The organism is Caballeronia telluris (assembly GCF_001544495.1).
In the GTDB taxonomy this organism is placed as follows: Bacteria; Pseudomonadota; Gammaproteobacteria; order Burkholderiales; family Burkholderiaceae; genus Caballeronia; species Caballeronia telluris.
Genome location: NZ_FCNZ02000025.1, coordinates 1 through 20,702, shown reverse-complemented (window position 1 = coordinate 20,702; position 20,702 = coordinate 1). Strand labels below are relative to the sequence as shown.

Below are 20,702 nucleotides of genomic sequence, written 5' to 3'. Positions count from 1 at the left end.
CTCCATGATGAAAGTTACTCGCTGGGATCAACGCTTTGTCCATCGCGCGTGTCGGATGGAGCGGAACGTTCGCCCCCATCGCGGCACACGGATTGCGGGCAACGTGCATTCAGTGAAAGGAGCAGGCAATGAGCGAGACAGTCGGGGACTTTCTGGTCGAGCGTCTTCATGCGTGGGGTGTGCGCCGCATCTTCGGATATCCCGGTGACGGCATCAACGGCGTGTTCGGTGCACTCAATCGCGCGAAGGACAAGATCGAGTTCGTGCAGGTACGTCACGAAGAGATGGCCGCGTTCATGGCGTCCGCGCATGCGAAATTTACCGGCGAGCTGGGCGTGTGCATCGCTACCTCGGGGCCGGGCGCCTCGCATCTGATCACCGGCCTCTACGACGCCCGCATGGACCACATGCCGGTGCTTGCGATTTCCGGGCAGCAAGCGCGCGCCTCGCTCGGCGGACACTATCAGCAGGAACTCGATCTCGTGTCGACGTTCAAGGACGTCGCGGGCGCGTTCGTGCAGCAGGCAAGCGTGCCGGCCCAAGTGCGCCATCTCGTCGATCGTGCCGTGCGCACGGCGCTCTCGCAGCGCAAGGTCACGGCGATCGTGTTGCCCAACGATCTGCAGGAACTGGAGTACGAACCGCCGGGACGCAAACATGGCACCGTCCATTCCGGCGTCGGCTTCAGCGCGCCGAAAGTCGTGCCGCACGATGCCGATCTTCGCCGTGCCGCCGAGGTGCTGAACGAAGGCAAGAAGGTGGCGATCCTCGTCGGCGCCGGTGCGCTCGATGCCACCGACGAGGTTATCGCCGTGGCGGAGAAGTTGGGTGCGGGCGTCGCAAAGGCGCTGCTCGGCAAGGCGGTACTGCCTGACGACCTGACGTGGGTCACGGGCTCGATCGGCCTCCTCGGCACGAAGCCGAGCTACGACATGATGATGGAATGCGACACGCTCCTGATGATCGGATCAGGCTTTCCGTATTCGGAGTTTCTGCCGAAGGAGGGCGCGGCGCGCGGCGTGCAGATCGACATCAAGGCAGACATGTTGAGCCTGCGTTATCCGATGGAAGTGAACCTCGTTGGCGATAGCGCGGAAACCCTTAACGCATTGCTACCGCTGCTCACCGAAAAGACGGATCGCGCCTGGCGCAAGAAGATCGAAGGCTGGACCGCCGATTGGTGGAAGACGCTGGAAAAGCGCGCGCTCGAACCGGCGAAGGGCGGTGTCAATCCGCAGCGCAGCGTGTGGGAACTGTCGAAGCGCATTCCTGCCGATGCGATCGTCACGAGCGACTCGGGTTCGTGTGCGAACTGGTACGCGCGCGATCTGAAAGTGCAGCGCGGCATGAAGTGTTCGCTTTCGGGCGGCCTCGCTTCGATGGGCGCGGCCGTACCTTACGCGATCGCCGCGAAGTTCGCATTCCCGGATCGTCCGGTGTTCGCGCTCGTCGGCGACGGCGCCATGCAGATGAACAACATGGCCGAGCTGATCACGGTATCGAAATACTGGAGGCAATGGGCGAATCCGCGCTGGATCTGCATGGTGCTGAACAACGAGGACCTGAATCAGGTGACGTGGGAGCAACGCGTGATGGAAGGCGATCCGAAGTTCGAGGCATCGCAGGATATTCCTTCGGTGGCGTATCACAAGTTTGCCGAACTGATCGGCCTGAAGGGCATCTACGTCGACGATGCCGAACGCTTGGGCGCCGCGTGGGACGAAGCGCTAGCTTCGGACCGTCCGGTCGTGATCGAGGTGAAGGCCGATCCGAACGTGCCGCCCCTGCCGCCGCACATCACGATGGCGCAGGCGAAGGCGTTCGCGACCACGCTGATGAAGGGCGATCCGGATCAGACCCACGTGCTGCTCGATACTGCCAAGCAAGTGTTGAGCGCTGTGTTGCCGGGGCACAAAGACGGAAAGTGAGCGTGGCATATTCCGGTGCGCTCGCTGTCCGTGCTGACGGCGGGCGTGCGTCGCAGACGCGCCCATTCGGTCGCGACCCAGACCGCGCCGACTCCTGCGATGATGCCCGCGCTCAATACAAGCCGGTTAAGCCTTGCGCGTTTCATGCGTCGATGCGAGTCTGAGCGGAATGCTTGAAGCAAAAGCGCGCTGCATGCCGGGTTGCGCTAACCGTCGCATAACTTGCCAGCGCGCCAGGCGGGTCCGGCGCTTGCTAAAAATCGGCATGGATCTCTCCACATCTGAAGGAAACCGACATGAGCCAATACCTCGACTGTATGGCCGCGCTCGATCGCTGCGCGGCTGCATGCCAACACTGCGCGTCGTCGTGTATCGCGGAGGGGAATCTCCCCGACATGGAGAAGTGCATACGGCTCGATCTGGATTGCGCTGCGTTGTGCCGCTTCACGTCGGAAGCACTCGCGCGAGATTCGCAGTTCATGCGCGACTTCTGCGACCTATGCGCGCGCATTTGCGACGCCTGCGCGGACGAATGCGGCCGGCACCCCGCCGATCACTGTCAGGCGTGCAGTGATGCCTGCCGCGCGTGCGCCGAAGCGTGTCGGGCACTTTGAACAGACGCGTGCCGAACAGTATTCGACGCGGCATCCGCATTGCTAATTGCCTATCACCCCATCAACCTGAAGGAAATCCAATGAAAACGAAAATGCTTGTTTTGCCGATGACGCTCGCCTTAGCCGCATTGCCTGCCTTCGCGCAGACGCAGGCGGCCAGCACAACAATGGCAAACGACCTTCCACCTCAAGACAAGGAGTTCGTGCAGGCAGCGTCCATGTCGGGTTCGACCGAAATCGATGCCGCGAAGCTTGCCACCAAGCAATCGCAGGACAAAGATGTGAAGAACTTTGCGCATCACATGATGGTCGATCACACGAAGCTCACGCTCGAATTGAAGATGGCGGCGCCGCACGGCGTGGCAGTTCCCAGGGACAACTCGGACACGACCGTTCTGGATTCGCTAAAGGGTTTGAAGGGCAAGGAGTTCGACACTGCGTACATCAAGAGCGTCGGCGTAGAGGGGCATCAGAAGGCCGTCGAAGCGTTCCAGAAGGAAGCGGAAAGCGGCCAGAACGCCGACTTGAAGAAAGCGGCAGCAAAGGCTTTGCCGACGATCCAGGAGCATCTGAAGATGGCGCAGGCTCTGGCTGCAAAGAAAGGCGTTCAGTAAATCGAACGCATAGACCGCAGCGGTCTCGGCCTGCGCGGCGTCGAGCGGAACTCGGGGAGAAGACGATGCGCGCATGCGAAGCTTCCGATGAACGGAAGGGTGCGCCATCTAGGCGGGCGAGCGCCGATGCCGACGCCGCGCTCGCGGCACGGCGGCGTCGTCTGGCGCGGCAAGTTTTTTTGCATGGGTGGCGAGGGGACGCGTTGCGTCTTTGGGCAGATCGAAACTTATGATCCATGCACCGGCACGTGGGAGGCCTATGCTCCCATGCTTACGCCGCGTCACGGAATGGGCGCGGTCATGATCGCGGATGCGATCCATGTGGCCGGCGGCGGTCCGATGAATGGCGGCGCCTTTCAGACTTCGATTCACGAAGTGTGGACCGCCGGCTAACACGCCTTTAGCGAAGTCGAAAGAGCCCCGTCATTCGAAGAAAGTGACAAGGGGGTGGAGTCGAGCTTCGGGGTCCGCGCGGGCGTCGGAGAAGCGATATGCATCTGCTTCGGTAGGAATGGAATTCAGCGCTTGCGCGGTAAATATCTCGTCCTTGGAATCGGTGACGACCGCCGTTGCGACAGCGGGGACAGTGTCCGGTCCGATGAAATCGACGCGAGGTAAGTGCATGATAGTCTCCTTAAGCTAGGTGGCAATACTGAACGGCCGCCCGGCATGTAATTTCCTCCCAAGGGTAACTTACAGTGCGTTGCACAAGACCGTTTGTACCCCGTCCGTAATCCAACGCATGCGGACGCAAGGCGGCAAACATTCTCCGATCGACGTGCGAGCGGCGGTTATGACATTCCCGAGCCGCGTAGCCTCTTGAGTCCAAGGATGGCGGCAGCGGGTACGTGAATCGTGCCGAATCCGGGCAGTACCGCGAGCCAGGCGGGCATTGGCAGGTTGAGCGTGTACGCGGCCATCGCGCCAAACGCAAGTCCGACTACGATGAGCACGAGATGCGCCGTGCGTCGCTTGCCCACTCCGCGCGTGAAGCCCGGGATCTCATAGTGCGCGTAGCAGACAATCCCGATGATTAGGGCGGCCGCCACCAGCAGTGCCCAAGGGATCACGGCTTGGTCGAGTTCGGTGGCACCGGGTTTTTCTCCTGCGTCGACGGCAATTCGTTCTCCGACGCCTCGTGCGTGCGCTTCTCACGCTGATCTGCTTGCGTTTGCTTCGTCTCGGGCGGAGGCGCAGCGGGCGTTTCGATGCGACCGACCGGTTCGTCCATGTCGTCAGCGGTGGCATAGGGTACGCGCTCGCTTGTGCTCGACGGATCGGGATCGTGCTGCATGGTGGGCTCCCTCAGTGCGTGACGTGATGCGCAGGTCCCATTGAACCGCGCGCTCTGTATCGAACACAGCAAGCGCCGGACCTGTCGATGCGCGCCCTCGCTTCGTCGCTTGGACCTTTTTGGATGCGAGGCGCTCGTCGCCGTGTGTCAATCGACAAAAGTGCAAGAGATCGTGGTCAATCTCTAGCGGCGGGCCAAGAAGGGCGCGAAATCATGCGGAAGTCGCGTCGCTTAAGATCGTCCGTTAAGCAGCCGCGAGGTAAACCGTCCCCGACACGATCGACGGCTCCAAGTGCCGGTCGCAAAACCTATGCGTCCGCTAGACAGCGCGCGCATCGCACACGTATTTGTCGAATAAGCTTCGTGCGTGCTTGGGCGCCTTGTTGTTGTCGGAACTTACGGCCGCAACGATTCGTTCCTCGGGAACGACGAAAATGAACTGCTCTCCGAACCCGGTCGCAAAATAACCGCGCGGCTCGACCCACCACAGATAGCCATAGCGCGCATCGCCCACCGGCCAACCGCCCGCGCTGTGTGGCATCGCGGCTTCGCGGGCGTATGGCTCGTCGAGCAGGCGCTTGCCTTGCCATTCGCCGCCTGACGGCATGACCAAGCCGAGTTTCGCCATGTCGCGCGTGGTAAGCGACAGTCCGCGACCCGCGAACGCATGCCCTTCCTCGTCCACTATCCATTCGAAGCGTTCGATGCCGAGCGGATCGAAGAGCGCTTCGCGCGCGAACCGGTCGAGTGCGCGGCCGGTCGCGCGCGCCAACACAACCGAAAGAAGGTGAGTGGCGTGGGAATCGTAGTTGAAGTGCGTGCCGGGCGCATACGCGAGCGGCCTGCTAAGAATGAAGCGCAGTCGCTCGCCGCCGAGCCGGGAACACGCGCCAAGCAGACATTCGTCAACCGTGCGTTCGTCCCATTCGAAGCCGGAGGTCATTGTCAGTAGCTGTTCGATCGTGATGTTTCGCACACGTTCATCGATCTCTCTCGAGCGCGCTTCAGGCAGAAACTCGCCGATGACCTGCTGCACGTCGCGAAGCGCTCCGACGCGCAACGCGATCCCCGCCAGCATGCCGACAACGCTCTTCGTCACCGAATTGATCTCTTGCAAGTCCGACGGCTGGACATCGTGCCGGAAGTGTTCAAACAAAGTGCGGCCGTCGCGGGCAACGACGAACGCACGAATGCCATTGGTAGTTTGCGCGAGCTGTTCGCCTAGCGCAGCGAGAGTTGCGTGACTTTTCATTGTCGCCTCGGTCGCATGCTGATTATTCGGCGCGTCGTGCGGCTCGGCTTCTTCGGTCGGGTCCAAGGATCATGACAGGCTCCGCCGATACGTACCGTTCAGGCGAGCAAAGCGTGTTCCGCGCTTACGTCGGAACGGCGCTTGCCGTCAGATCTTGCTAAGTTTTTCGCACAACCTTAGCTTGCATGAGCAAGAACCGGCAGAAGGTATCCAGGTTGGGGTCCGTATGGCGGCTGCGGCGGCGCTGCACGCTCGTGCTAACACTGGCAAGCCTAACGCCGATCCCCGGTCGCTAGTGCGCATGGACTCGTGGCAGGTCACGCTGACGGGAGCCCGTCGTGCATCAGATCAACGTGGTCCGTCAGCCGCCCGACATCGACGAGCAGCGGTTTCTTCGCAAGCACCTGAAGCGTCTGGAACTGCTGACCGAAGAAGGCGAGTGGCCTGCTTGCAGGTAGCAGGTTGCAGGCGCAGCGTCGGCTCGTCGAACGCCGCTGGCGAGTCCGTGACTCATTGACGAACTGGTCGCTTGCGACAGCGACACGCTGCCGGCGCATTGATTGAACGGGACGATAACCCCTGCGATAGGGCGACCTCCGTTTCTGCTTAGCTCACGAGCGATCCTCGTTTCACTTAAGGGCGGCGGGCGAGATTTCTCGCAAAGCACTTTTGCGGAAGGTCCTCACTTGTTCTCCGCAGCCAGCCAACGGCTCGAGCGCCACGCGGCGCAACTCCGTATCGACGCCGGTTTCAGTCTGGCTTCAATACACTATTAGATTATCTAATACAGAACCGCAAAACACGCCAAAATAGTGCCTTTAAATTAGTATCGTTAAAAATATAAACGATGGAGACGACGTGAACGAACTGCAGCGGCTCGACATTCGCTCTTTGCGCGTTTTCGAAGCAGTCGCATCCGGCGGCAGCCTTTCGGCTGCGGCGGCAAGCCTTGGCGTGACGCAATCAGCCATTTCGCAAGCGGTCGTGCAGATCGAGGAGACGCTCGGCACCAAGGTGCTCGACCGTACCCGGCGGCCGCTGAAGCTCACCGCGGCCGGCATTGCGCTCAGACGCCACGCGCACAGCGTGATCGACGAGATGGACCGGCTGATCGCCATCGTCCGCGAAGCCGATTTGACGAACCGGCCGGAAATCCGCGTCGGCATGATCGACTCCTATGCGGCGACCGTTGGCCCTGCCGTTATCAAGGCTGCCATCGTCGAAGGGAGCCAAGTCCTGCTGTGGTCGGGACTCGCGTACAGCCATGCGCAGGCGTTGCTGCAGCGGCAGCTCGATCTCATCGTGACATCGGACCCCATGGAGGACATGGACAAGCTCGTCAGGCGGCCGCTTTTCACGGAGCCGTTCGTCGTGGTGCTGCCTGCCGCACGCGCTGAATCGTGCGCGGAGGCGGACCTGCCATTGCTCGCACAGACGCTGCCGCTCGTGCGCTTCAGCACCCGCTCTCACTACGGCGCCCTGACCGAGCGCTATCTCCGGCGGCGCGGCATTGCCGCGAAGCGGCACATCGAGATCGACGCGTCAGACGTCGTGCTCGCGATGGTGGCCGCGGACCTCGGGTGGGCCATCACCAGCCCGCTCGTTCTGCTGCAAAGCCGGGCCTATCTCAAGGACGTGCATGTCGTGCCGATCAAGGGACCGGCGCTGACACGGACGATCTATCAAATCTCGCGTGCCGGCGAGTACGAGGAAATGGCCGAGTACTTCTACCAGACGAGCCGGCGCGTACTGGACACCACCGTTTTCCCCGAAATCCGGACCCTGCTTCCGGGCATCGGCGCGAAGCTGCACCTCAACTGACGATAGATAATTCAAAGGAGACAACCATGAATTTGCGACGACGGACCTTCATGCTCGCGTCCGCGGGCGCCGCTGCCGGCCTCGCGCTCTCGCGCGTCGCGGCGGCAGCCGACAACGTGATCAACTATGGAGGATCGGCATGGCTCGGCCACTATCCCGCCTACATCGCGATCAAGAGCGGCCTGTTCGCGGCGAACGGGCTGGACGTGAAGTGGCAGTCCTTCGGCACTTCGTCGGCACGGCTTTCGGCGCTGCTGTCGGGCAATATCGACATCGCCGGCACCGGCATCGTGTCCGCGCTCGCATTGATGGCGCGCGGCTCGAAGCACTTCGCGGTAGCGGGCGCCGCGGAAGATTTCGGCAAGGTCGAAGGGCTGTTCGCGGCCGACGATATCCGCTCCGTGCAGGCGCTCAAGGGCAAGAAGATCGGCGTCACGTTCGCCTCGAGCAGTCATCTTCTCGTGCTCGACCTGCTGGCCGGCGCAGGACTGGACCCCGAGCGGGACGTGAGCCTCCTGAACGTGCCCGCGCCGGAACTGACATCCGCGTTGAAGGGCAGGCAGATCGATGCCGCCGCCGTGTGGACGCCGTACTTCAGCAAGGTCCGCGCGATGCCCGACATGAAGCTGCTCGCCGACGACACGAGCTTCAGCCTCTACAAGCAGTTCGGCGTGACGCCCGGTCCCGATGTGCTGGTCGTGCGGCGTGCGTTCGGGAGCAAGAGCCCGGAGCAGGTCCGCAAGTTTCTGACGGCGTATTTCCAGGCGTCCGTGATGCTGCGCGACAAGCCCGCCGAGGCGGCGAAGTACCTGACGGAACTGACCGGCCTGCCGCTGCCGGACCAGATCGCCACCATCAAGGAAGCGTCCTGGTACGACCACGCACAGCAGCAAAGCCTGTTGCAACCTTCGTCGAAGTTCATGACGGGACTGCAGAAGCTGTCGGATCTCCTCGTCACGCACAAGCAGCTCGACAAGTCGCCATCTGTGCGTGACTGGATTGACACGTCCTATCTTTGATGCCGGAGCACACCCCATGCCACAAAGCATCGTACAACCCGTCGCCGGGAGCGCGCCGGCTACGGCCAAGCGCCGTGCGCCGCGTCTCGTCTATCTCAGTCTGGCTTCGGTCGTCGTCTTTCTGTTCGGATGGGAAGCGGCCTGCCGCGCCGAACTGATCGATCCCATCTTCCTTCCCTCGCCGAGCCAGATCTTCGCGCTGGCGCTGAAGATGTCCGCCGACGGAACGCTGCTCGGCCACGTCCTCGCGTCCACGCGGCGCGTGATGGTCGGCTTTTGCGCCGCCGCGCTGATCGCCATTCCGCTCGGCATCTTTCTTGGCACGGCGCCGCGCGCACGCGCGGTGTTCGATCCGCTGCTTTCTTTCCTGCGTCCGTTGCCGTCGATGAGCTGGATTCCGCTGTCGCTCTTGTGGTTCGGAATCAACGAGACGCAAAAGTACAGCATCGTGTTCATGGGCACCTTCGCGCCCGCGTTGATCTACGTGATCGAGGCGACCCGCAGCATCGATCCGCTGTTGATTCGCGCGGCACGCAACCTTGGCGCAAATCGCTGGCAGGTCATGCGCGAAGTCGTGCTGCCGGGCAGCCTTGCGCAAATCATCAGCGGCTTCAAGGTGATCCTCGGTCTGTCCTGGACGTGTGTCATCTCCGCCGAACTCGTCGCGGCCAAGGAGGGGCTCGGCTTTCTGATCATGAACGGCAAGGAGTTCTTCCAGACCGATGCGGTCATGCTCGGCATGGTCATGATCAGCATCACCGTGCTCGTCATCGACGTCGTCTCCCGCAAAATCGAAGCAAGGGTCCTGAAATGGCAACAGTGAATCCGAACATGATTTCCATCGAGCACGTCACCAAGAATTTTGGCGATTTCAAGGCGCTCGACGGCGTGGACCTGCACGTCCGAAAGGGCGAGTTCCTCGTCTTGCTCGGCGCGTCCGGGTGCGGCAAGTCGACCTTGCTCAATCTGATTGCCGGCTTCGAGCGGCCGAGCTCGGGCCGGGTCGTCGTCAACGGTCGGCCGGTAACTGATGTTGATCCGCACTGCGGCATGGTGTTCCAGCAGTACGCGCTGTTCCCTTGGATGACGGTGCTCGACAACGTCGCGTTCGGCCTGAAGATGAAGGGCATGGCCGCCAAGGCGCGGCGCGCGGCGGCGATGCGTTACGTCGAAATGGTCGGCCTGAAGGATTTCGCGAGCGCGTATCCGAAGGCGCTCTCGGGCGGCATGCGGCAGCGCGTGTCGATTGCGCGCGTGCTCGCGAACGATCCCGACGTCATCCTGCTCGACGAGCCGTTCGCCGCCCTCGATGCGATGACGCGGCAGGTGTTGCAGGAGGAACTGCTGCAGATCTACGAGAAGAGCGGCAAGACGATCGTCTTCATCACGCACTCGATCGACGAGGCGCTGATGCTCTCGACCAGAATGATCATCATGGGCGCGCGGCCGGGCCGCGTGGTCTGCGACATCGACAACGACCTGCCGCTGCCGCGCGACGCCGCCGTGCAACTGTCGCCGCGCTTCAACGAGCTCAAGTCCGCGATCTGGAACACCGTCCAGGCCGAAGTCATGAAGAGCCTCGGCACGCCTGCCGGGCATTAGGCCACCAACCGCGACAACCGATGAACCCATCCTCCAAAGCATCCGGACTTTATCCGGTCTACAAGAACCAGTGTGGCTGGAACGCGCTGCTCTCGCCGCGCTCACCATCGAGAACGATGCCCGCCGGCCGGCGGTTCGGCACGATCGTGATCGGCGCCGGTTACACCGGGCTCGCGGCCGCGCGGCGCGTGGCCGAACTCGAACCCGACAGGGAAGTGCTCGTGCTCGATGCATCCACGATCGGCGAGGGGTCGGCCGGGCGCAACTCGGGGTTTCTGATCAACCTGCCGCACAATACGCGGCTCGGCGGGCATACGAGCACGCTGGAAGTCGCGAAGAAGCAGATTCGCATGTACGACGCGGGGCTCGACTGGCTCGGGCAACTGGTGCGGGACAACGAAATCGAGTGCGGCTGGAATGCAGTGGGCAAGTTTCACGCCGCCGCGAGCGACGACGGCATCCGCAATCTCAAGTCGACGCTCGATCAGTACCGCGAGTGGGGCGTGTCTTTTACCGAATACGATCGCGACGGCCTGCGCGGGAAGCTCGGCACGGACTACTACCGCTACGGCTACCATTCGCCGAACAATGTGTTCGTGCAGCCGGCCGCGCTGATTCGCGGACTCGCCGACACGCTGCCGCGCAATGTCGTGCTGCTCGAAGAAGAAGCGGTCCTCAGTCTCACGCATACCGCGCCGTTTCGAGCGAGCACGGCGAACGGCGAGTTCACGGCGGATCGCGTGATCGTCGCGAACAATGGGTTCGCGAAGGCGCTCGGCATCCTGCGCGACCGGCTGATCACCATCTTCACGTATGCGGCCATGACACCGCGCCTGCCCGAGGACGAACTCGCGAAACTCGGCACTGCGCCGGAGTGGGGCGTGATTCCCGCGAACCGTCTGGGCACGACGCTCCGTCGCACCCTCGACGGGCGGTTCCTCGTGCGCAGCGCTTACTCCTACGAGCGCGAACAGTCGGCCGAGAAGACGCTCACCCAACTGACGGGCAGCTATCGACGCCGCTATCCGGCGATGAAGTCGCACCGTTTCGAGCACGTATGGGGAGGCACGACGGCGCTGACGCGCAACGGCGCGACGTTCTTCGGCGCGTTCCGTCCGGGGATCTTCGCGTCGCTGGGCTGCAATGGCGCCGGTGTGCTCAAGGGAAGCATGTACGGCAAGCTGCTGGGCGAAATGGCCGTCGGATCGCAGTCGCAACACCTGACCGATGCGCTGAGTCTCGATGAACCCAACTGGCTGCCGCCCGAACCCTTCAGGCGAATCGGCGTCGTGTCCGCGATCCGATACCAGGCCGCGGTCGCGGGCCTGGAACGTTGATCGTCACGAGGAAGATCGCATGACGACAGATCGCGGATCGCGCAACATGGCGCTATAACAAACGATGCGCGAGCCGCGCTGCGGCGAGGGCTGTGCGTCGGTCCTGATCGAAGGCGGGGTTGAACTCGGCGAGATCCGCTGCCCGCAGTTTGCCGGATGCACGCACGCGCCTGATCATCGCCTCGACGACCGACAGCGGCACGCCCAACACCGCTGGCGCCGACACGCCGGGAGCGGCGGCGCCGGGAAGCACGTCGAGGTCGATGGTCAGATAGATGTCGTCGGCCGCGTCGATCATGCGCTCCAGTTCGTCCAGCCGTTTCGCGAGCTGCGACTCCTGCATGTCCGTGTCGAGCACGTAGCGCACGCCGAGTTCGCGCGCACGCTCGAAAAGCGCCGCCGTATTCGCGAGGTCGCTGACGCCCAGACACACGTAGTCGAACGGCAGGCCGCGCGTTGCGCAATCGCAGGCGATCTGATCGAACGGCGTGCCTGAACTCGCCGGCCGCGACTGCCGTAAATCGAAATGCGCATCGAAGTTCAGAATCATGAGCCGACGGTCGCCCGTGCCGCCCAGATGCTGGCGCAATCCGCTGTAGGTTCCCCATGCCACTTCATGGCCGCCGCCGAACACGATCGGCCGTCCGCCGCAGGCGAGTACCTCACTGATGACGCGTGCCAGATTGGCTTGCGCGGCTTCGAGACTCCCATCGTCACAGACGACGTCGCCCGCATCGAATACGGTCGACGATGCCTTCGCCGGCAGGCCCGCGAGAGCCGCTCTCAATTGCTTCGGACCGTGTGCCGCGCCGACTCGGCCCTGGTTGCGGCGCACGCCTTCGTCGGAACAGAAACCGATGATCACGGCGGCATCGTCGACTTGCTGGCCCTTCACGAGCGGAGCGATCTGGTTGAACACGCGCCGGGTGTCGCCGGGCTCCTGGGTATCGGAGCGGCCGCGCCAGACGTTTTGATCGAACGGAACGTTCATGAGCGCGACAAGACCGCTTGCAGGAAGGCACGCGTGCGCGGTTGCGACGGCGCGGAAAAAATCGTCGAGGGCGGCCCGGCTTCGACGATCACGCCGCCATCCATGACCACGACCACGTCGGCGACTTCCTTCGCGAAGCCCATCTCGTGCGTCACGACCACCATCGTCATGCCTTCGCTCGCAAGCAGCTTCATCACCTGAAGCACCTCGCCCACCAACTCCGGGTCCAGCGCGGAAGTCGGCTCATCGAACAGCATCACGCGAGGGCGCATCGCGAGCGCGCGGGCGATGGCGACCCGCTGCTTCTGACCGCCCGACAGGCTCGCCGGCATCACGGCGGCCTTGTGCGCAAGACCGACCTTTTCCAGCAACGCAAGAGCCTGTGCTTCGGCCTCGGCCTTGGGCGTGCCTCGCAGCATGCGTGGACCGACGGTGATGTTATGCAGCACGGAAAGATGCGGGAACAGATTGAACGACTGGAACACCATGCCCACTTCGGTCCGCAATGCGTTGAGAGACCGCTCCTTGAGCATCACGCCGTGATCCACCAGTCGATGGCCGCAGACGTCGATCGTGCCGCCTTCTGCTTGCTCCAGGCCGTTGCAGCAGCGCAGGAACGTGCTCTTGCCCGAGCCGCTGGGGCCGATTACGACGACGACCTGCTGCGGCTGAATGTCGAAGTCGATGCCGTTCAAGACGACATGCGGGCCAAACGATTTGGTTAGTCCGCGAATCTGGACGATCGGTTGAGAAGTGTTGTTCATTGCACCATTCCTCCTGCACGCAGACGGCGTTCGACGCGATGCAGCGCATAATTCGTCGCCTGCGTCAGCACGAGATACACCAGCGCGATCGCCAGGTAGACTTCGAGCGACCGGTACGAGACGCTGATGATCTTCTGTCCTTCGTGCATCAGGTCATCGATCGTCAAGAGCGAGACGAGCGCCGAATTCTTGATCAGCGCGATGAACTCGTTGCCGAGCGGCGGAATCATCCGCACGATCGCCTGCGGCAGGATCACGGCGCGCATCGCCTGCCCCGACGACATGCCGATCGAACGCGCGGCCTCCATCTGACCGCGATCCACCGATTGAATCGCACCGCGCACGATTTCGGAGACATAGGCCGCCGAATAGAGTCCCAGCCCGAGCATGCCGCACACGAACGCGGGCAGCAAAATGCCGAATTGCGGCAAGCCAAAGAACAGCAGAAACAATTGCACGAGCAACGGCGTGCCACGGAAGAACGTCAGGTAGGCGGTGCAAAAGCCGTACACGATGCGTCGCTGCGGTGTGAGCCTGCCGATACCGATCAGCAAGCCGAGCACGCAACTTAGCGCGAGTGCGGCGGCGGTCACCTCTACCGTCACCACCGCGCCGTGCGCGATGTCCGTCCAGCCGGACAGGACCGGCGAGAAGTCGAGTTCCATTTTTAGGGCTAAGTCCGTTTATTGCGAGTCGGCGCCGAACCACTTGCGAACGATCGCCGCATACGTGCCATCCGCCTTGATCTTCACGAGCGCGGCGTTGAACGCGGCCTTCAGTTCGGGCGCGTCCTTGCGCACGGCGATCCCATAGGCTTCGGTGGTGAGCTGCTTGTCGAGGACGCGGAAACCCGGACGCGTCTTGGCGAGTTGCAATGCAGCCGGTTTGCCCGTCACTGCCGCATCCGCCCGGCCGATCCCGACCAGATCGAACATCTCCTGATTCTTTTCGACTTCGACGCGCGTGACTTGCGGGAAGTTGTCGCGCAGGAAATTCACCGACTTCGTGCCGACCTGCACGGAGACCTTCTTGCCATTGAGGTCGGCAATCGTCTTGATCGGCGAATTGCTCTTGACCAGTGCAACGAGCCCGCCGGCAAAGTACGGTTCGGTGAAATCGACCACCTTGCTGCGCTCGTCGGTGATGTAGATGCCGGAGATGGCGGCGTCAAAGCGATGGGCAATCAGGCCCGGAATCAGCCCTTTGAAGTCGATGTCGGTCCATTCGACCCGCTTGCCCATCGCCTTGACGAGCGCGTTCATGATGTCGACGTCGAAACCGGTGCGCGCGCCGTTCTCGGTGAACTCCATCGGCGGGAAGGTGGCATCGGTCGCCACGCGCACGACATCCGGAGTCTGCGCAGCCGCGCTAAGCGGAAGCGCCGCGAAAGTCGCAGCAAATGCAATGCACGCGAGAGAAAACAGTCGTTGCAGTTTCATGTCCAAGGTCCTTTGGGGAATAGGCGGGTCAGTCGGTTTGCATGCGCTCGGAAATGCATCGCGCGGCTCGCACGGTGGCGTCGATAAATTGGCTCTCGCGCCCCACGGCGCGGGTGGAGGGCGCCATCAACGTGATCGAGGCGCCGCTGCTCGCCGCGCGCCCGATCCGATGGAAAATCGGGGCGCTGACGCCCCACACCCCGGGATCGACTTCGCTGTCGCTCACGGCGTAGCCCTGTGCCCGAATCGCATCCAGCTCGGTTTCGACGATTGCGCGGCCGGCGGAGTCACCGTGAAATACGCTGTTCAGGACGTCGGCGCGTACCTTGTCGGTCATGAAGGCCAATAACGACTTGGCCGACGCGCCGGCCCTGAGCGGTACGGCTCGCCCCCTTTCGAACGAGCAACGCAGGGAATGCTCGCTGTCGAACATCTCGACGCACATCACCTGATTCTTGACCGCGACGACCAGTCCCACGCTTTCCTGCGAGAGGCGCGCAAGCTTCTGCATTTCATTGCGGCTCGCTTCGACGAGCAGCGAGTTGACATCGAAACCGTGCGCAAGCTGAAGGCTGATCGGCCCCGGGGCATAGTAGCCCGCGTGCTCGGCGACGAATCCCCAACGCTTGAGAAGCGCGATCTGTCTGTAGAGCGTGCTTTGCGCCAGTCCGGTAACGGCGAGCAGATCCTTCGCGGACATGGCTTGACCATGACTGGAAAGCGCGGCCAATACGAGAAGGACCCGTTCTGCACCCGTGACAGATTGATCGTGGTTCAAGAAGCGACACCAAAGCCGAATAGCGATGGGCAGAGAATGCCAGAAGTTTCTCGCGGATCAAAAACTGCTTTCCCATCGAGTGGGAATTGAAGTACAGGGTTTTCCCGGACCCATGTAAGGAAAATCGCCGCGCGCGAGGCGGTGTTCGCGATTTTTTGCCGGACTTGTGGCGTTCGTCACGCGCCGACGCTGTCCCGCCAGCGATTCACATACTCCGTTAAGCCGCAAGCGGACGCGGCAGCGCGCGGGCACGCGGCGATTCGTAGCGAAGCGGGCGGGCCGCCAGAAGATAGGCGCCGCCGGTCGTGCCCGAGCGATCTCATGACGCCGGAAGAGGCGAGTGAACTTGCCGCAGAAGGCACCGTTGCCGAGATTCTTGCTGGCCACTTGACCGAAATGGCGGCCTTGTCAAAAAAAAGCGGTTGGACAGACCGCGTGACCAGCATCCAACTCGAACGCCTTGCCTCCATACCGATGATTGCTATTGCTGGAGGCCCGGGCAAACGACACGGCGTGCTCGCGGCACTGAAGGGGCGATGGATGGCCGGCCTTGTTACGGACCTCAATACAGCACAGGAGTTGCTGCAACACTGAACCCGCTCAGAACTTCTCAACGGATTTAGACGGCGGGTGCCGCGCTATCCTTGAGTCCGAGAGCGCAGAGGTCGAACTGCCCCGTGCGAATTCGTTGCATCAGCTCACTGCCTGAAATCGTAAACGCGGCACTCCTAAAGCGTTTGAACCCAAGCATTACGTTCATTCTGGTCTGACGCTTCGATGGTCTTGTTCAATCCGCCGAGTATCCGGCACGGCGTTTGCGCCGGGATTAAGCGCGTACGAAGGGACTATGCAGCCTCTGTTCCGCTCGCCGCGCACGGCGACGCTCACCGCCCATTGTCTGAGGCCCGCGCCGACATAATCGGCGCCCGACGAGATCGATCATGCTCAACGACGAAGAACTCGCTACCGTCAAGTCCATCGCGCCGTTCCTACTGAGCGAGGCAAAGACCGCGCTTGCGTGCAACGCGCGCTACACGTTCACGATGGAACTCGAGACACACGTGCAGCCTGGCTTGCGGATTCGTTCGCCCGTAAGTCCGGATGACGACCCAGACTCATCGCCTTTCCCGCTGGACCTATTCGTCGGCTTGCCAGTCGCGGAGTTACGCGCGCTCGCGAACGCTGGCGATACCGAGCGCGACGCGCTGGTCGCGCGCTTCGGCGCACGCTTCGCGCCGCGATTGTTGCGCTCGATCCAGCATCTCACGCCGCACGACGTTGACTACGAGGCAGGCTGCCAGAGCGAGCGCGGCACCCTTGCCGTGCTGCTGGAAAACGAGGGGTGATCGTCGAGTACCACGGAGCAACACCGATCTTTCGGCTTGCTAGCGAGGAGCAATAGAAAATCGCGCGGCGTTGCAATGACTGCGCGCGCAGCGAACGGGCAGCGCATGTTCAGTAAAACCTTTCGTTCCCAAAAATACTCGAATCATAATAGGATACGGCATTGTGGAATTCCACGAAGATTGGCCGAGAACTGTGGCGACGTTAAAGTCAGGGAGGGGAGGGCAGGGCGTGGAAGATTTTCAAGTGCTCGATCACATTACCGACGGAGTGATGTCGCTCGACCGGGAGTGGAAGTTTCGCAACCTCAACCGCACCGCTGCACGGTTGCTGAAGCGCCGACCCGAGGATCTGCTGGGCCGCGAGATCTGGGCCGAGTACCCAGACCTCATCGGGTCGAGCTACGAAGCAGCCTATCGGCAGGCAGCCGAAACCGGCGTGTCGAGCACCGCTACCGAGTTCTACCCGCCGCTCGGTGCCTGGTTTGAAGTGCGCGCATTTCCGTGCGATGGCGGTGTCATCGTGCTGGTTCGCGATGTCACTGAAGCGCGCGCGATCTCCGAACGCTTGTCGCGCCAAGCCACGCACGACGAACTGACCGGCCTCATCAACCGGCGGGAACTGCTGCTGCGGCTAAACCGTCTGGTTGACGAAGGCGCGGCCGCTTCTGTCGATCTGCTCTTCATCGACCTTGATCGCTTCAAGGATATCAACGATTCATTTGGCCACGCGGCAGGCGATGAAGTGCTGCGTGCGATAGGCGAGCGTCTTTCGGACATGTTCGCCGAACGCGCCCATGTTTCGCGCATCGGCGGTGACGAATTCGTAATTTTCCTCGTTGACGCCCCCGCGGGCGAGGCCGCGCGCGTCGCACGCGATGTCATAGCACGCATGCACGAGCCAATTCAGACACCGTGCGTGCGCGCCTCGGTGGGCGCGAGCATCGGCGTGGCGCGCTACCCCGAGGCGGCATCGAATGCGGGCGAGCTGCTGCGCAACGCCGACACCGCGATGTATCAGGCGAAGCGCGCGGGCGGCTCGCGCGTGTGGTGGTTTGGCAAGGAGGATGCGCAGCGCCTCTCGCATCGCCTGCGGCTACGTGCGGATCTGGAAAGCGCAAGCGCCGAGCGCCAGTTCGAACTGCACTACCAGCCACAGCTGGACTTGCATACCGGCCGCATCTACGGAGCCGAGGCGCTTCTGAGATGGAACCATCCGCAACTGGGGCTGCTCGCGCCGGCCGAATTCCTCCACGTGCTGCTTGAATCGCCGGCCGACGAGGCGACAGGCGGATGGCTAATTCGCCTCGCGTTCCACCAGGCGGCGCAGTGGCAGGCGGCGGACCGCGAGCCATTCAAGGTCGCCGTCAATCTGTCGGCCATGACGATTCAGAACTGCGATCTCGCCGCACTGGTTTCGGAGGCGGCCGAGGCGTCCGGCGTATGCGCTTCCGTACTCGACATCGAAGTGACGGAGACTGCCGTCATGAGCGACTTCGCCTCCGCGTCGCGCGCGCTGTCGGCCGTACGAAAGCTTGGCGTGACCGTCTCGCTCGACGATTTCGGCACCGGCTACTCGAGTCTTGCGTACCTCATACGGCTGCCTGTCGATCGCATTAAGATCGACAAGTCGTTCGTGCAGAAGCTCACCGTTGAGGAGACCCGTCACCAGGCACGTGCGATGGTCGAAGCGATGGTGGCGCTCGCGCGCGCGCTGGGCATGGCAACGGTTGCGGAAGGCATCGAAACCGAAACCCAGCTCGTTCTCGTCAAGGAGCTCGGGTGCGATGCCGCGCAGGGATATTTCATTGGCAAGCCGGTGCCGGCAGCGCGCATCGAACCTTACGCCGAGACGCGGTTCGGGCCGGCCGCGGTTTCGTCGTCGCAAAACGCACGAAGCGGATTGCGTTAGCGGTCAACGCGCAGTCGGCTGCTCGCTAAGCCAGGCATCTTCCTATGCGCGCCTACACGCGCGCTAAAGCCCGGCAACTCGATATCCAATGGCAAAGCGCGCCAATGGCACCAGCAACAATGCTCTCTTCCAGAACCTGCGACTCCCACTTGGCAAGCAACTATGGGAACGGCTATGACAACACGATCCGCCTAGGAAGGCGACCAACAGCACAATGGCAGGACTACCACCCGAAGGCTGACCATTGACGCGAGGTGCACGTACGCGCCGTGGCTAATGCGCGTAAATGTCAAACGTGCATTTTCGTTTAAAGAACCAGTCCCGTCGGCCTCCTACTGTCCGCTTTCGATTGGCGGATTCAACCAGTCGATGCAATAGCCTGATGGAATCGTTCGGCTGGCGTCTCGTAATCCAATGTCTTCCTTGGCCGCTCGTTTAGCGGTCTCGCTACAGCGTTGAGTTTGGCCTGCGAATAAGCCGATAGGTCGATGCCTTTTGGAAAGTACTGTCTCAACAGCCCATTTGTGTTCTCGTTGGAACCACGTTGCCATGGGTGTTTGGGATCACAGAAATACACGGCGACGTCGGTGGCAACGGTGAACCGCTTGTGTCCCGCCATCTCCGTGCCCCGATCCCAGGTGAGGGATTTATAGAGCTCCTGGGGAAGCGTCTCCGCGTGTTTGATGAGCGCGTTAGCCACCGTTTCACTGTCCTTGCTGTCATGCTTGACCAGCATGACATAACGTGTCTGTCGCTCTACAAGCGTTGCAATCTGGCTGTTACCGCTTCCGCACAGGAGGTCGCCTTCCCAGTGCCCCGGAACTGCGCGGTCTTCAACTGGAGCGGGACGTTCGCAGATCGAAACAGCATCGCGGATACGGCCGTGATCCTCAGTCTTCTGCGTGTGATGACGTGAGCGCCGCATGGCACGGGTGCGCCGCAGGTGCTCCAGCCACTCTTTTTTTAGCGCACCGCGTGCCTGAATGAACAGCGTTCGATAGATCGTTTCGTGTGACACGTGGAAATCCTCGTTGCCCGGCCACGCCCGCTTCAGCCATCCGGCGACCTGCTGCGGCGACCACTGCAGTTGCAGCTTTGCGCCCACGATTTTTGCCAGCGCCGGTTTCGTGACCAGTTTGCACACCTTCGGGCGCAGCGCCCGCTGCCAGGCAAGCTGATCGGCGGAGTCGGCCCGATAGCCTCTCTCGCCGCTGTTGCGCTTAATCTCACGGCAGATTGTGGAAGGCGCTCGCGACAGGCGCCGTGCGATCGACTGGATCGAATGATCTGCTGCGAGACTCTTGAGATTTCTTCGCGCTCGGCAAGTGTGAGCGACCGCTCCGATCGCCGTCGCGGCTGGATCCCTCCAGTTTGCGCCAGTATTCCCGCCACGGATGAATGATTGCGATCAATAGCTGCGCAATGTGCTGCAGCGACTCACCCGCACGCCAGCGCTCCCACATCAGCACCTTCTGGCTCTCACTGTGATAGATCCTGAGTCTTTGTTTCATCGCAACACTCCTGCGGTCGACGCAGCGTTCATTGTGTTGCATCGACTGGTTGAATCCGCCATTCGGTATAAGGCGTTCGCCGACGGTTCGTCGGCTGCGCACTGCTTTGCAACATCGTGGGCACATACGGCGGCCTGGGAACTGCTGGTTCAAATGATCACGTTATGGCAGTCGTTAGGTATAGGCATTCCATTTCCTGCCTGCGCAGACCGCTTCGCGGCACCGACGCTCCCTGAACTCTCAAGAATCCGCGCGCCATGCCTCGCAAGCACTGCGCATCGGATTCATGCGGTACGTCCATTGCTGGCAGACATGAAAGCGCTCAGATGGCATGGCAAGAAGGACATTCGATGCGATACGGTGCCGGACCCCACTATCGAGCATCCGCGCGACGCAATCGTCAAGGTCACGTCGTGCGCGATCTGCGGCTCGGATCTACATCTCTACGACGGCTTTATGCCCGGCATGGAAGCCGGCGACATC

Annotated in this window: 21 protein-coding genes and 3 pseudogenes; 13 read left to right on the top strand and 11 right to left on the bottom strand. The window is 62.1% G+C overall.

The features are described from left to right. Nucleotides 1-128 precede the first annotated feature (128 nt). The 4 genes from AWB66_RS25470 to AWB66_RS25455 all read left to right on the top strand — a co-directional run bounded on the left by AWB66_RS25470 (nt 129) and on the right by AWB66_RS25455 (nt 3,549). A complete protein-coding gene (locus tag AWB66_RS25470; protein WP_087632859.1) occupies nt 129-1,928 on the top strand; it encodes a thiamine pyrophosphate-requiring protein in 1,800 nt (599 codons plus the stop codon). Nucleotides 1,929-2,224: 296 nt separating this feature from the next. Beyond that, nucleotides 2,225-2,542 carry a four-helix bundle copper-binding protein gene (locus AWB66_RS25465; RefSeq protein WP_087632858.1) on the top strand — a complete coding sequence of 106 codons (318 nt, stop codon included), beginning with the start codon at nt 2,225-2,227 and terminating at the stop codon, nt 2,540-2,542. A gap of 80 nt (nt 2,543-2,622) precedes the next feature. Next, on the top strand, nt 2,623-3,156 hold the full coding sequence (locus AWB66_RS25460; protein ID WP_087632857.1) for a DUF4142 domain-containing protein: 534 nt from the start codon (nt 2,623-2,625) through the stop codon (nt 3,154-3,156). A gap of 126 nt (nt 3,157-3,282) precedes the next feature. Then, a complete protein-coding gene (locus tag AWB66_RS25455; RefSeq protein WP_235021231.1) occupies nt 3,283-3,549 on the top strand; it encodes a Kelch repeat-containing protein in 267 nt (88 codons plus the stop codon). Between the two features lie 30 nt (nt 3,550-3,579). On the opposite strand, the gene AWB66_RS25450 is transcribed toward AWB66_RS25455, so the two are convergent. From AWB66_RS25450 to AWB66_RS25435, 4 genes are all read right to left on the bottom strand, one after another. Beyond that, on the bottom strand, nt 3,580-3,780 hold the full coding sequence (locus AWB66_RS25450) for a hypothetical protein (RefSeq protein WP_087632855.1): 201 nt from the start codon (nt 3,778-3,780) through the stop codon (nt 3,580-3,582). A gap of 167 nt (nt 3,781-3,947) precedes the next feature. Further along, nucleotides 3,948-4,226 (bottom strand): hypothetical protein, encoded by a 279-nt coding sequence (locus AWB66_RS25445; RefSeq protein WP_087632854.1) that lies wholly within the window; start codon nt 4,224-4,226, stop codon nt 3,948-3,950. Then, nucleotides 4,223-4,450, bottom strand: coding sequence for a hypothetical protein (locus tag AWB66_RS25440; RefSeq protein ID WP_087632853.1), 228 nt, complete (start codon nt 4,448-4,450; stop codon nt 4,223-4,225). The genes AWB66_RS25445 and AWB66_RS25440 overlap by 4 nt, the downstream gene beginning before the upstream one ends. Nucleotides 4,451-4,769: 319 nt before the next feature. Next, nucleotides 4,770-5,702, bottom strand: a complete 933-nt coding sequence (locus AWB66_RS25435) for a serine hydrolase domain-containing protein (RefSeq protein ID WP_125469785.1) — start codon at nt 5,700-5,702, stop codon at nt 4,770-4,772. Nucleotides 5,703-6,560: 858 nt separating this feature from the next. Here AWB66_RS25435 and AWB66_RS25430 point away from each other — a divergent pair. From AWB66_RS25430 to AWB66_RS25410, 5 genes are read left to right on the top strand one after another with little or no spacing between them, the layout of a single operon-like run. After that, the gene (locus tag AWB66_RS25430) at nt 6,561-7,523 is read left to right on the top strand and encodes a LysR family transcriptional regulator (RefSeq protein ID WP_087632851.1); all 963 of its coding nucleotides are present in this window, start codon (nt 6,561-6,563) and stop codon (nt 7,521-7,523) included. A gap of 26 nt (nt 7,524-7,549) precedes the next feature. Continuing rightward, nucleotides 7,550-8,542, top strand: a complete 993-nt coding sequence (locus tag AWB66_RS25425; protein ID WP_200819062.1) for an ABC transporter substrate-binding protein — start codon at nt 7,550-7,552, stop codon at nt 8,540-8,542. A 16-nt stretch (nt 8,543-8,558) separates the two neighbouring features. After that, on the top strand, nt 8,559-9,365 hold the full coding sequence (locus AWB66_RS25420; RefSeq protein ID WP_087632849.1) for an ABC transporter permease: 807 nt from the start codon (nt 8,559-8,561) through the stop codon (nt 9,363-9,365). Further along, nucleotides 9,353-10,144: an ABC transporter ATP-binding protein gene (locus AWB66_RS25415; RefSeq protein WP_087632848.1), complete on the top strand. Its 792-nt coding sequence runs from the start codon at nt 9,353-9,355 to the stop codon at nt 10,142-10,144. The genes AWB66_RS25420 and AWB66_RS25415 overlap by 13 nt, the downstream gene beginning before the upstream one ends. 20 nt (nt 10,145-10,164) lie before the next feature. Then, nucleotides 10,165-11,481, top strand: coding sequence for an NAD(P)/FAD-dependent oxidoreductase (locus AWB66_RS25410; RefSeq protein WP_087632847.1), 1,317 nt, complete (start codon nt 10,165-10,167; stop codon nt 11,479-11,481). Between the two features lie 52 nt (nt 11,482-11,533). Here AWB66_RS25410 and hutG read toward each other — a convergent pair whose 3' ends face one another. The 5 genes from hutG to AWB66_RS25385 are packed head-to-tail and all read right to left on the bottom strand — an operon-like array spanning nt 11,534 to nt 15,453. Then, complete coding sequence (hutG, locus tag AWB66_RS25405) at nt 11,534-12,472, bottom strand: formimidoylglutamase (protein WP_087632846.1); 939 nt, start codon at nt 12,470-12,472, stop codon at nt 11,534-11,536. Continuing rightward, nucleotides 12,469-13,236, bottom strand: coding sequence for an amino acid ABC transporter ATP-binding protein (locus tag AWB66_RS25400; RefSeq protein WP_087632845.1), 768 nt, complete (start codon nt 13,234-13,236; stop codon nt 12,469-12,471). Before AWB66_RS25400 ends, hutG begins: the two co-directional genes overlap by 4 nt. Then, complete coding sequence (locus AWB66_RS25395; protein ID WP_087632844.1) at nt 13,233-13,901, bottom strand: amino acid ABC transporter permease; 669 nt, start codon at nt 13,899-13,901, stop codon at nt 13,233-13,235. The genes AWB66_RS25400 and AWB66_RS25395 overlap by 4 nt, the downstream gene beginning before the upstream one ends. A gap of 18 nt (nt 13,902-13,919) precedes the next feature. Then, nucleotides 13,920-14,675, bottom strand: a complete 756-nt coding sequence (locus tag AWB66_RS25390) for a transporter substrate-binding domain-containing protein (protein WP_087632843.1) — start codon at nt 14,673-14,675, stop codon at nt 13,920-13,922. 28 nt (nt 14,676-14,703) lie between these two features. Continuing rightward, nucleotides 14,704-15,453: an IclR family transcriptional regulator gene (locus AWB66_RS25385; RefSeq protein ID WP_087632842.1), complete on the bottom strand. Its 750-nt coding sequence runs from the start codon at nt 15,451-15,453 to the stop codon at nt 14,704-14,706. A 321-nt stretch (nt 15,454-15,774) separates the two neighbouring features. Between AWB66_RS25385 and AWB66_RS25380 the strand changes: the two genes are divergently transcribed. After that, nucleotides 15,775-16,047: a sugar-binding domain-containing protein gene (locus tag AWB66_RS25380; protein WP_087632841.1), complete on the top strand. Its 273-nt coding sequence runs from the start codon at nt 15,775-15,777 to the stop codon at nt 16,045-16,047. Between the two features lie 25 nt (nt 16,048-16,072). On the opposite strand, the pseudogene AWB66_RS35295 reads toward AWB66_RS25380, so the two are convergent. After that, a pseudogene (locus tag AWB66_RS35295) lies at nt 16,073-16,245 on the bottom strand (DDE-type integrase/transposase/recombinase); the annotation flags it as partial. Nucleotides 16,246-16,394: 149 nt separating this feature from the next. Here AWB66_RS35295 and AWB66_RS25370 point away from each other — a divergent pair. After that, nucleotides 16,395-16,799, top strand: coding sequence for a hypothetical protein (locus AWB66_RS25370; protein WP_327355367.1), 405 nt, complete (start codon nt 16,395-16,397; stop codon nt 16,797-16,799). Nucleotides 16,800-17,028: 229 nt separating this feature from the next. Further along, nucleotides 17,029-18,708, top strand: a complete 1,680-nt coding sequence (locus AWB66_RS25365) for a putative bifunctional diguanylate cyclase/phosphodiesterase (RefSeq protein WP_087632839.1) — start codon at nt 17,029-17,031, stop codon at nt 18,706-18,708. 358 nt (nt 18,709-19,066) lie between these two features. Here AWB66_RS25365 and AWB66_RS25360 read toward each other — a convergent pair. Then, a pseudogene (locus tag AWB66_RS25360) lies at nt 19,067-20,219 on the bottom strand (IS30 family transposase). A gap of 312 nt (nt 20,220-20,531) precedes the next feature. On the opposite strand from AWB66_RS25360, the pseudogene AWB66_RS25355 reads away from it, so the two are divergent. Continuing rightward, nucleotides 20,532-20,702: pseudogene (locus AWB66_RS25355) on the top strand (alcohol dehydrogenase catalytic domain-containing protein); the annotation flags it as partial.

Bases quoted from the DNA above. Each gene is read 5' to 3' on its own strand.
- AWB66_RS25440 (WP_087632853.1), bottom strand. From the start codon at position 4,450: ATGCAGCACGATCCCGATCCGTCGAGCACAAGCGAGCGCGTACCCTAT.
- AWB66_RS25415 (WP_087632848.1), top strand. From the start codon at position 9,353: ATGGCAACAGTGAATCCGAACATGATTTCCATCGAGCACGTCACCAAG.
- AWB66_RS25435 (WP_125469785.1), bottom strand. From the start codon at position 5,702: ATGAAAAGTCACGCAACTCTCGCTGCGCTAGGCGAACAGCTCGCGCAA.
- AWB66_RS25395 (WP_087632844.1), bottom strand. From the start codon at position 13,901: ATGGAACTCGACTTCTCGCCGGTCCTGTCCGGCTGGACGGACATCGCG.
- AWB66_RS25410 (WP_087632847.1), top strand. From the start codon at position 10,165: ATGAACCCATCCTCCAAAGCATCCGGACTTTATCCGGTCTACAAGAAC.
- AWB66_RS25465 (WP_087632858.1), top strand. From the start codon at position 2,225: ATGAGCCAATACCTCGACTGTATGGCCGCGCTCGATCGCTGCGCGGCT.
- AWB66_RS25455 (WP_235021231.1), top strand. From the start codon at position 3,283: ATGCCGACGCCGCGCTCGCGGCACGGCGGCGTCGTCTGGCGCGGCAAG.
- AWB66_RS25390 (WP_087632843.1), bottom strand. From the start codon at position 14,675: ATGAAACTGCAACGACTGTTTTCTCTCGCGTGCATTGCATTTGCTGCG.
- AWB66_RS25450 (WP_087632855.1), bottom strand. From the start codon at position 3,780: ATGCACTTACCTCGCGTCGATTTCATCGGACCGGACACTGTCCCCGCT.
- AWB66_RS25380 (WP_087632841.1), top strand. From the start codon at position 15,775: ATGACGCCGGAAGAGGCGAGTGAACTTGCCGCAGAAGGCACCGTTGCC.
- AWB66_RS25425 (WP_200819062.1), top strand. From the start codon at position 7,550: ATGAATTTGCGACGACGGACCTTCATGCTCGCGTCCGCGGGCGCCGCT.
- AWB66_RS25400 (WP_087632845.1), bottom strand. From the start codon at position 13,236: ATGAACAACACTTCTCAACCGATCGTCCAGATTCGCGGACTAACCAAA.
- AWB66_RS25420 (WP_087632849.1), top strand. From the start codon at position 8,559: ATGCCACAAAGCATCGTACAACCCGTCGCCGGGAGCGCGCCGGCTACG.
- AWB66_RS25460 (WP_087632857.1), top strand. From the start codon at position 2,623: ATGAAAACGAAAATGCTTGTTTTGCCGATGACGCTCGCCTTAGCCGCA.
- AWB66_RS25370 (WP_327355367.1), top strand. From the start codon at position 16,395: ATGCTCAACGACGAAGAACTCGCTACCGTCAAGTCCATCGCGCCGTTC.
- hutG (WP_087632846.1), bottom strand. From the start codon at position 12,472: ATGAACGTTCCGTTCGATCAAAACGTCTGGCGCGGCCGCTCCGATACC.
- AWB66_RS25470 (WP_087632859.1), top strand. From the start codon at position 129: ATGAGCGAGACAGTCGGGGACTTTCTGGTCGAGCGTCTTCATGCGTGG.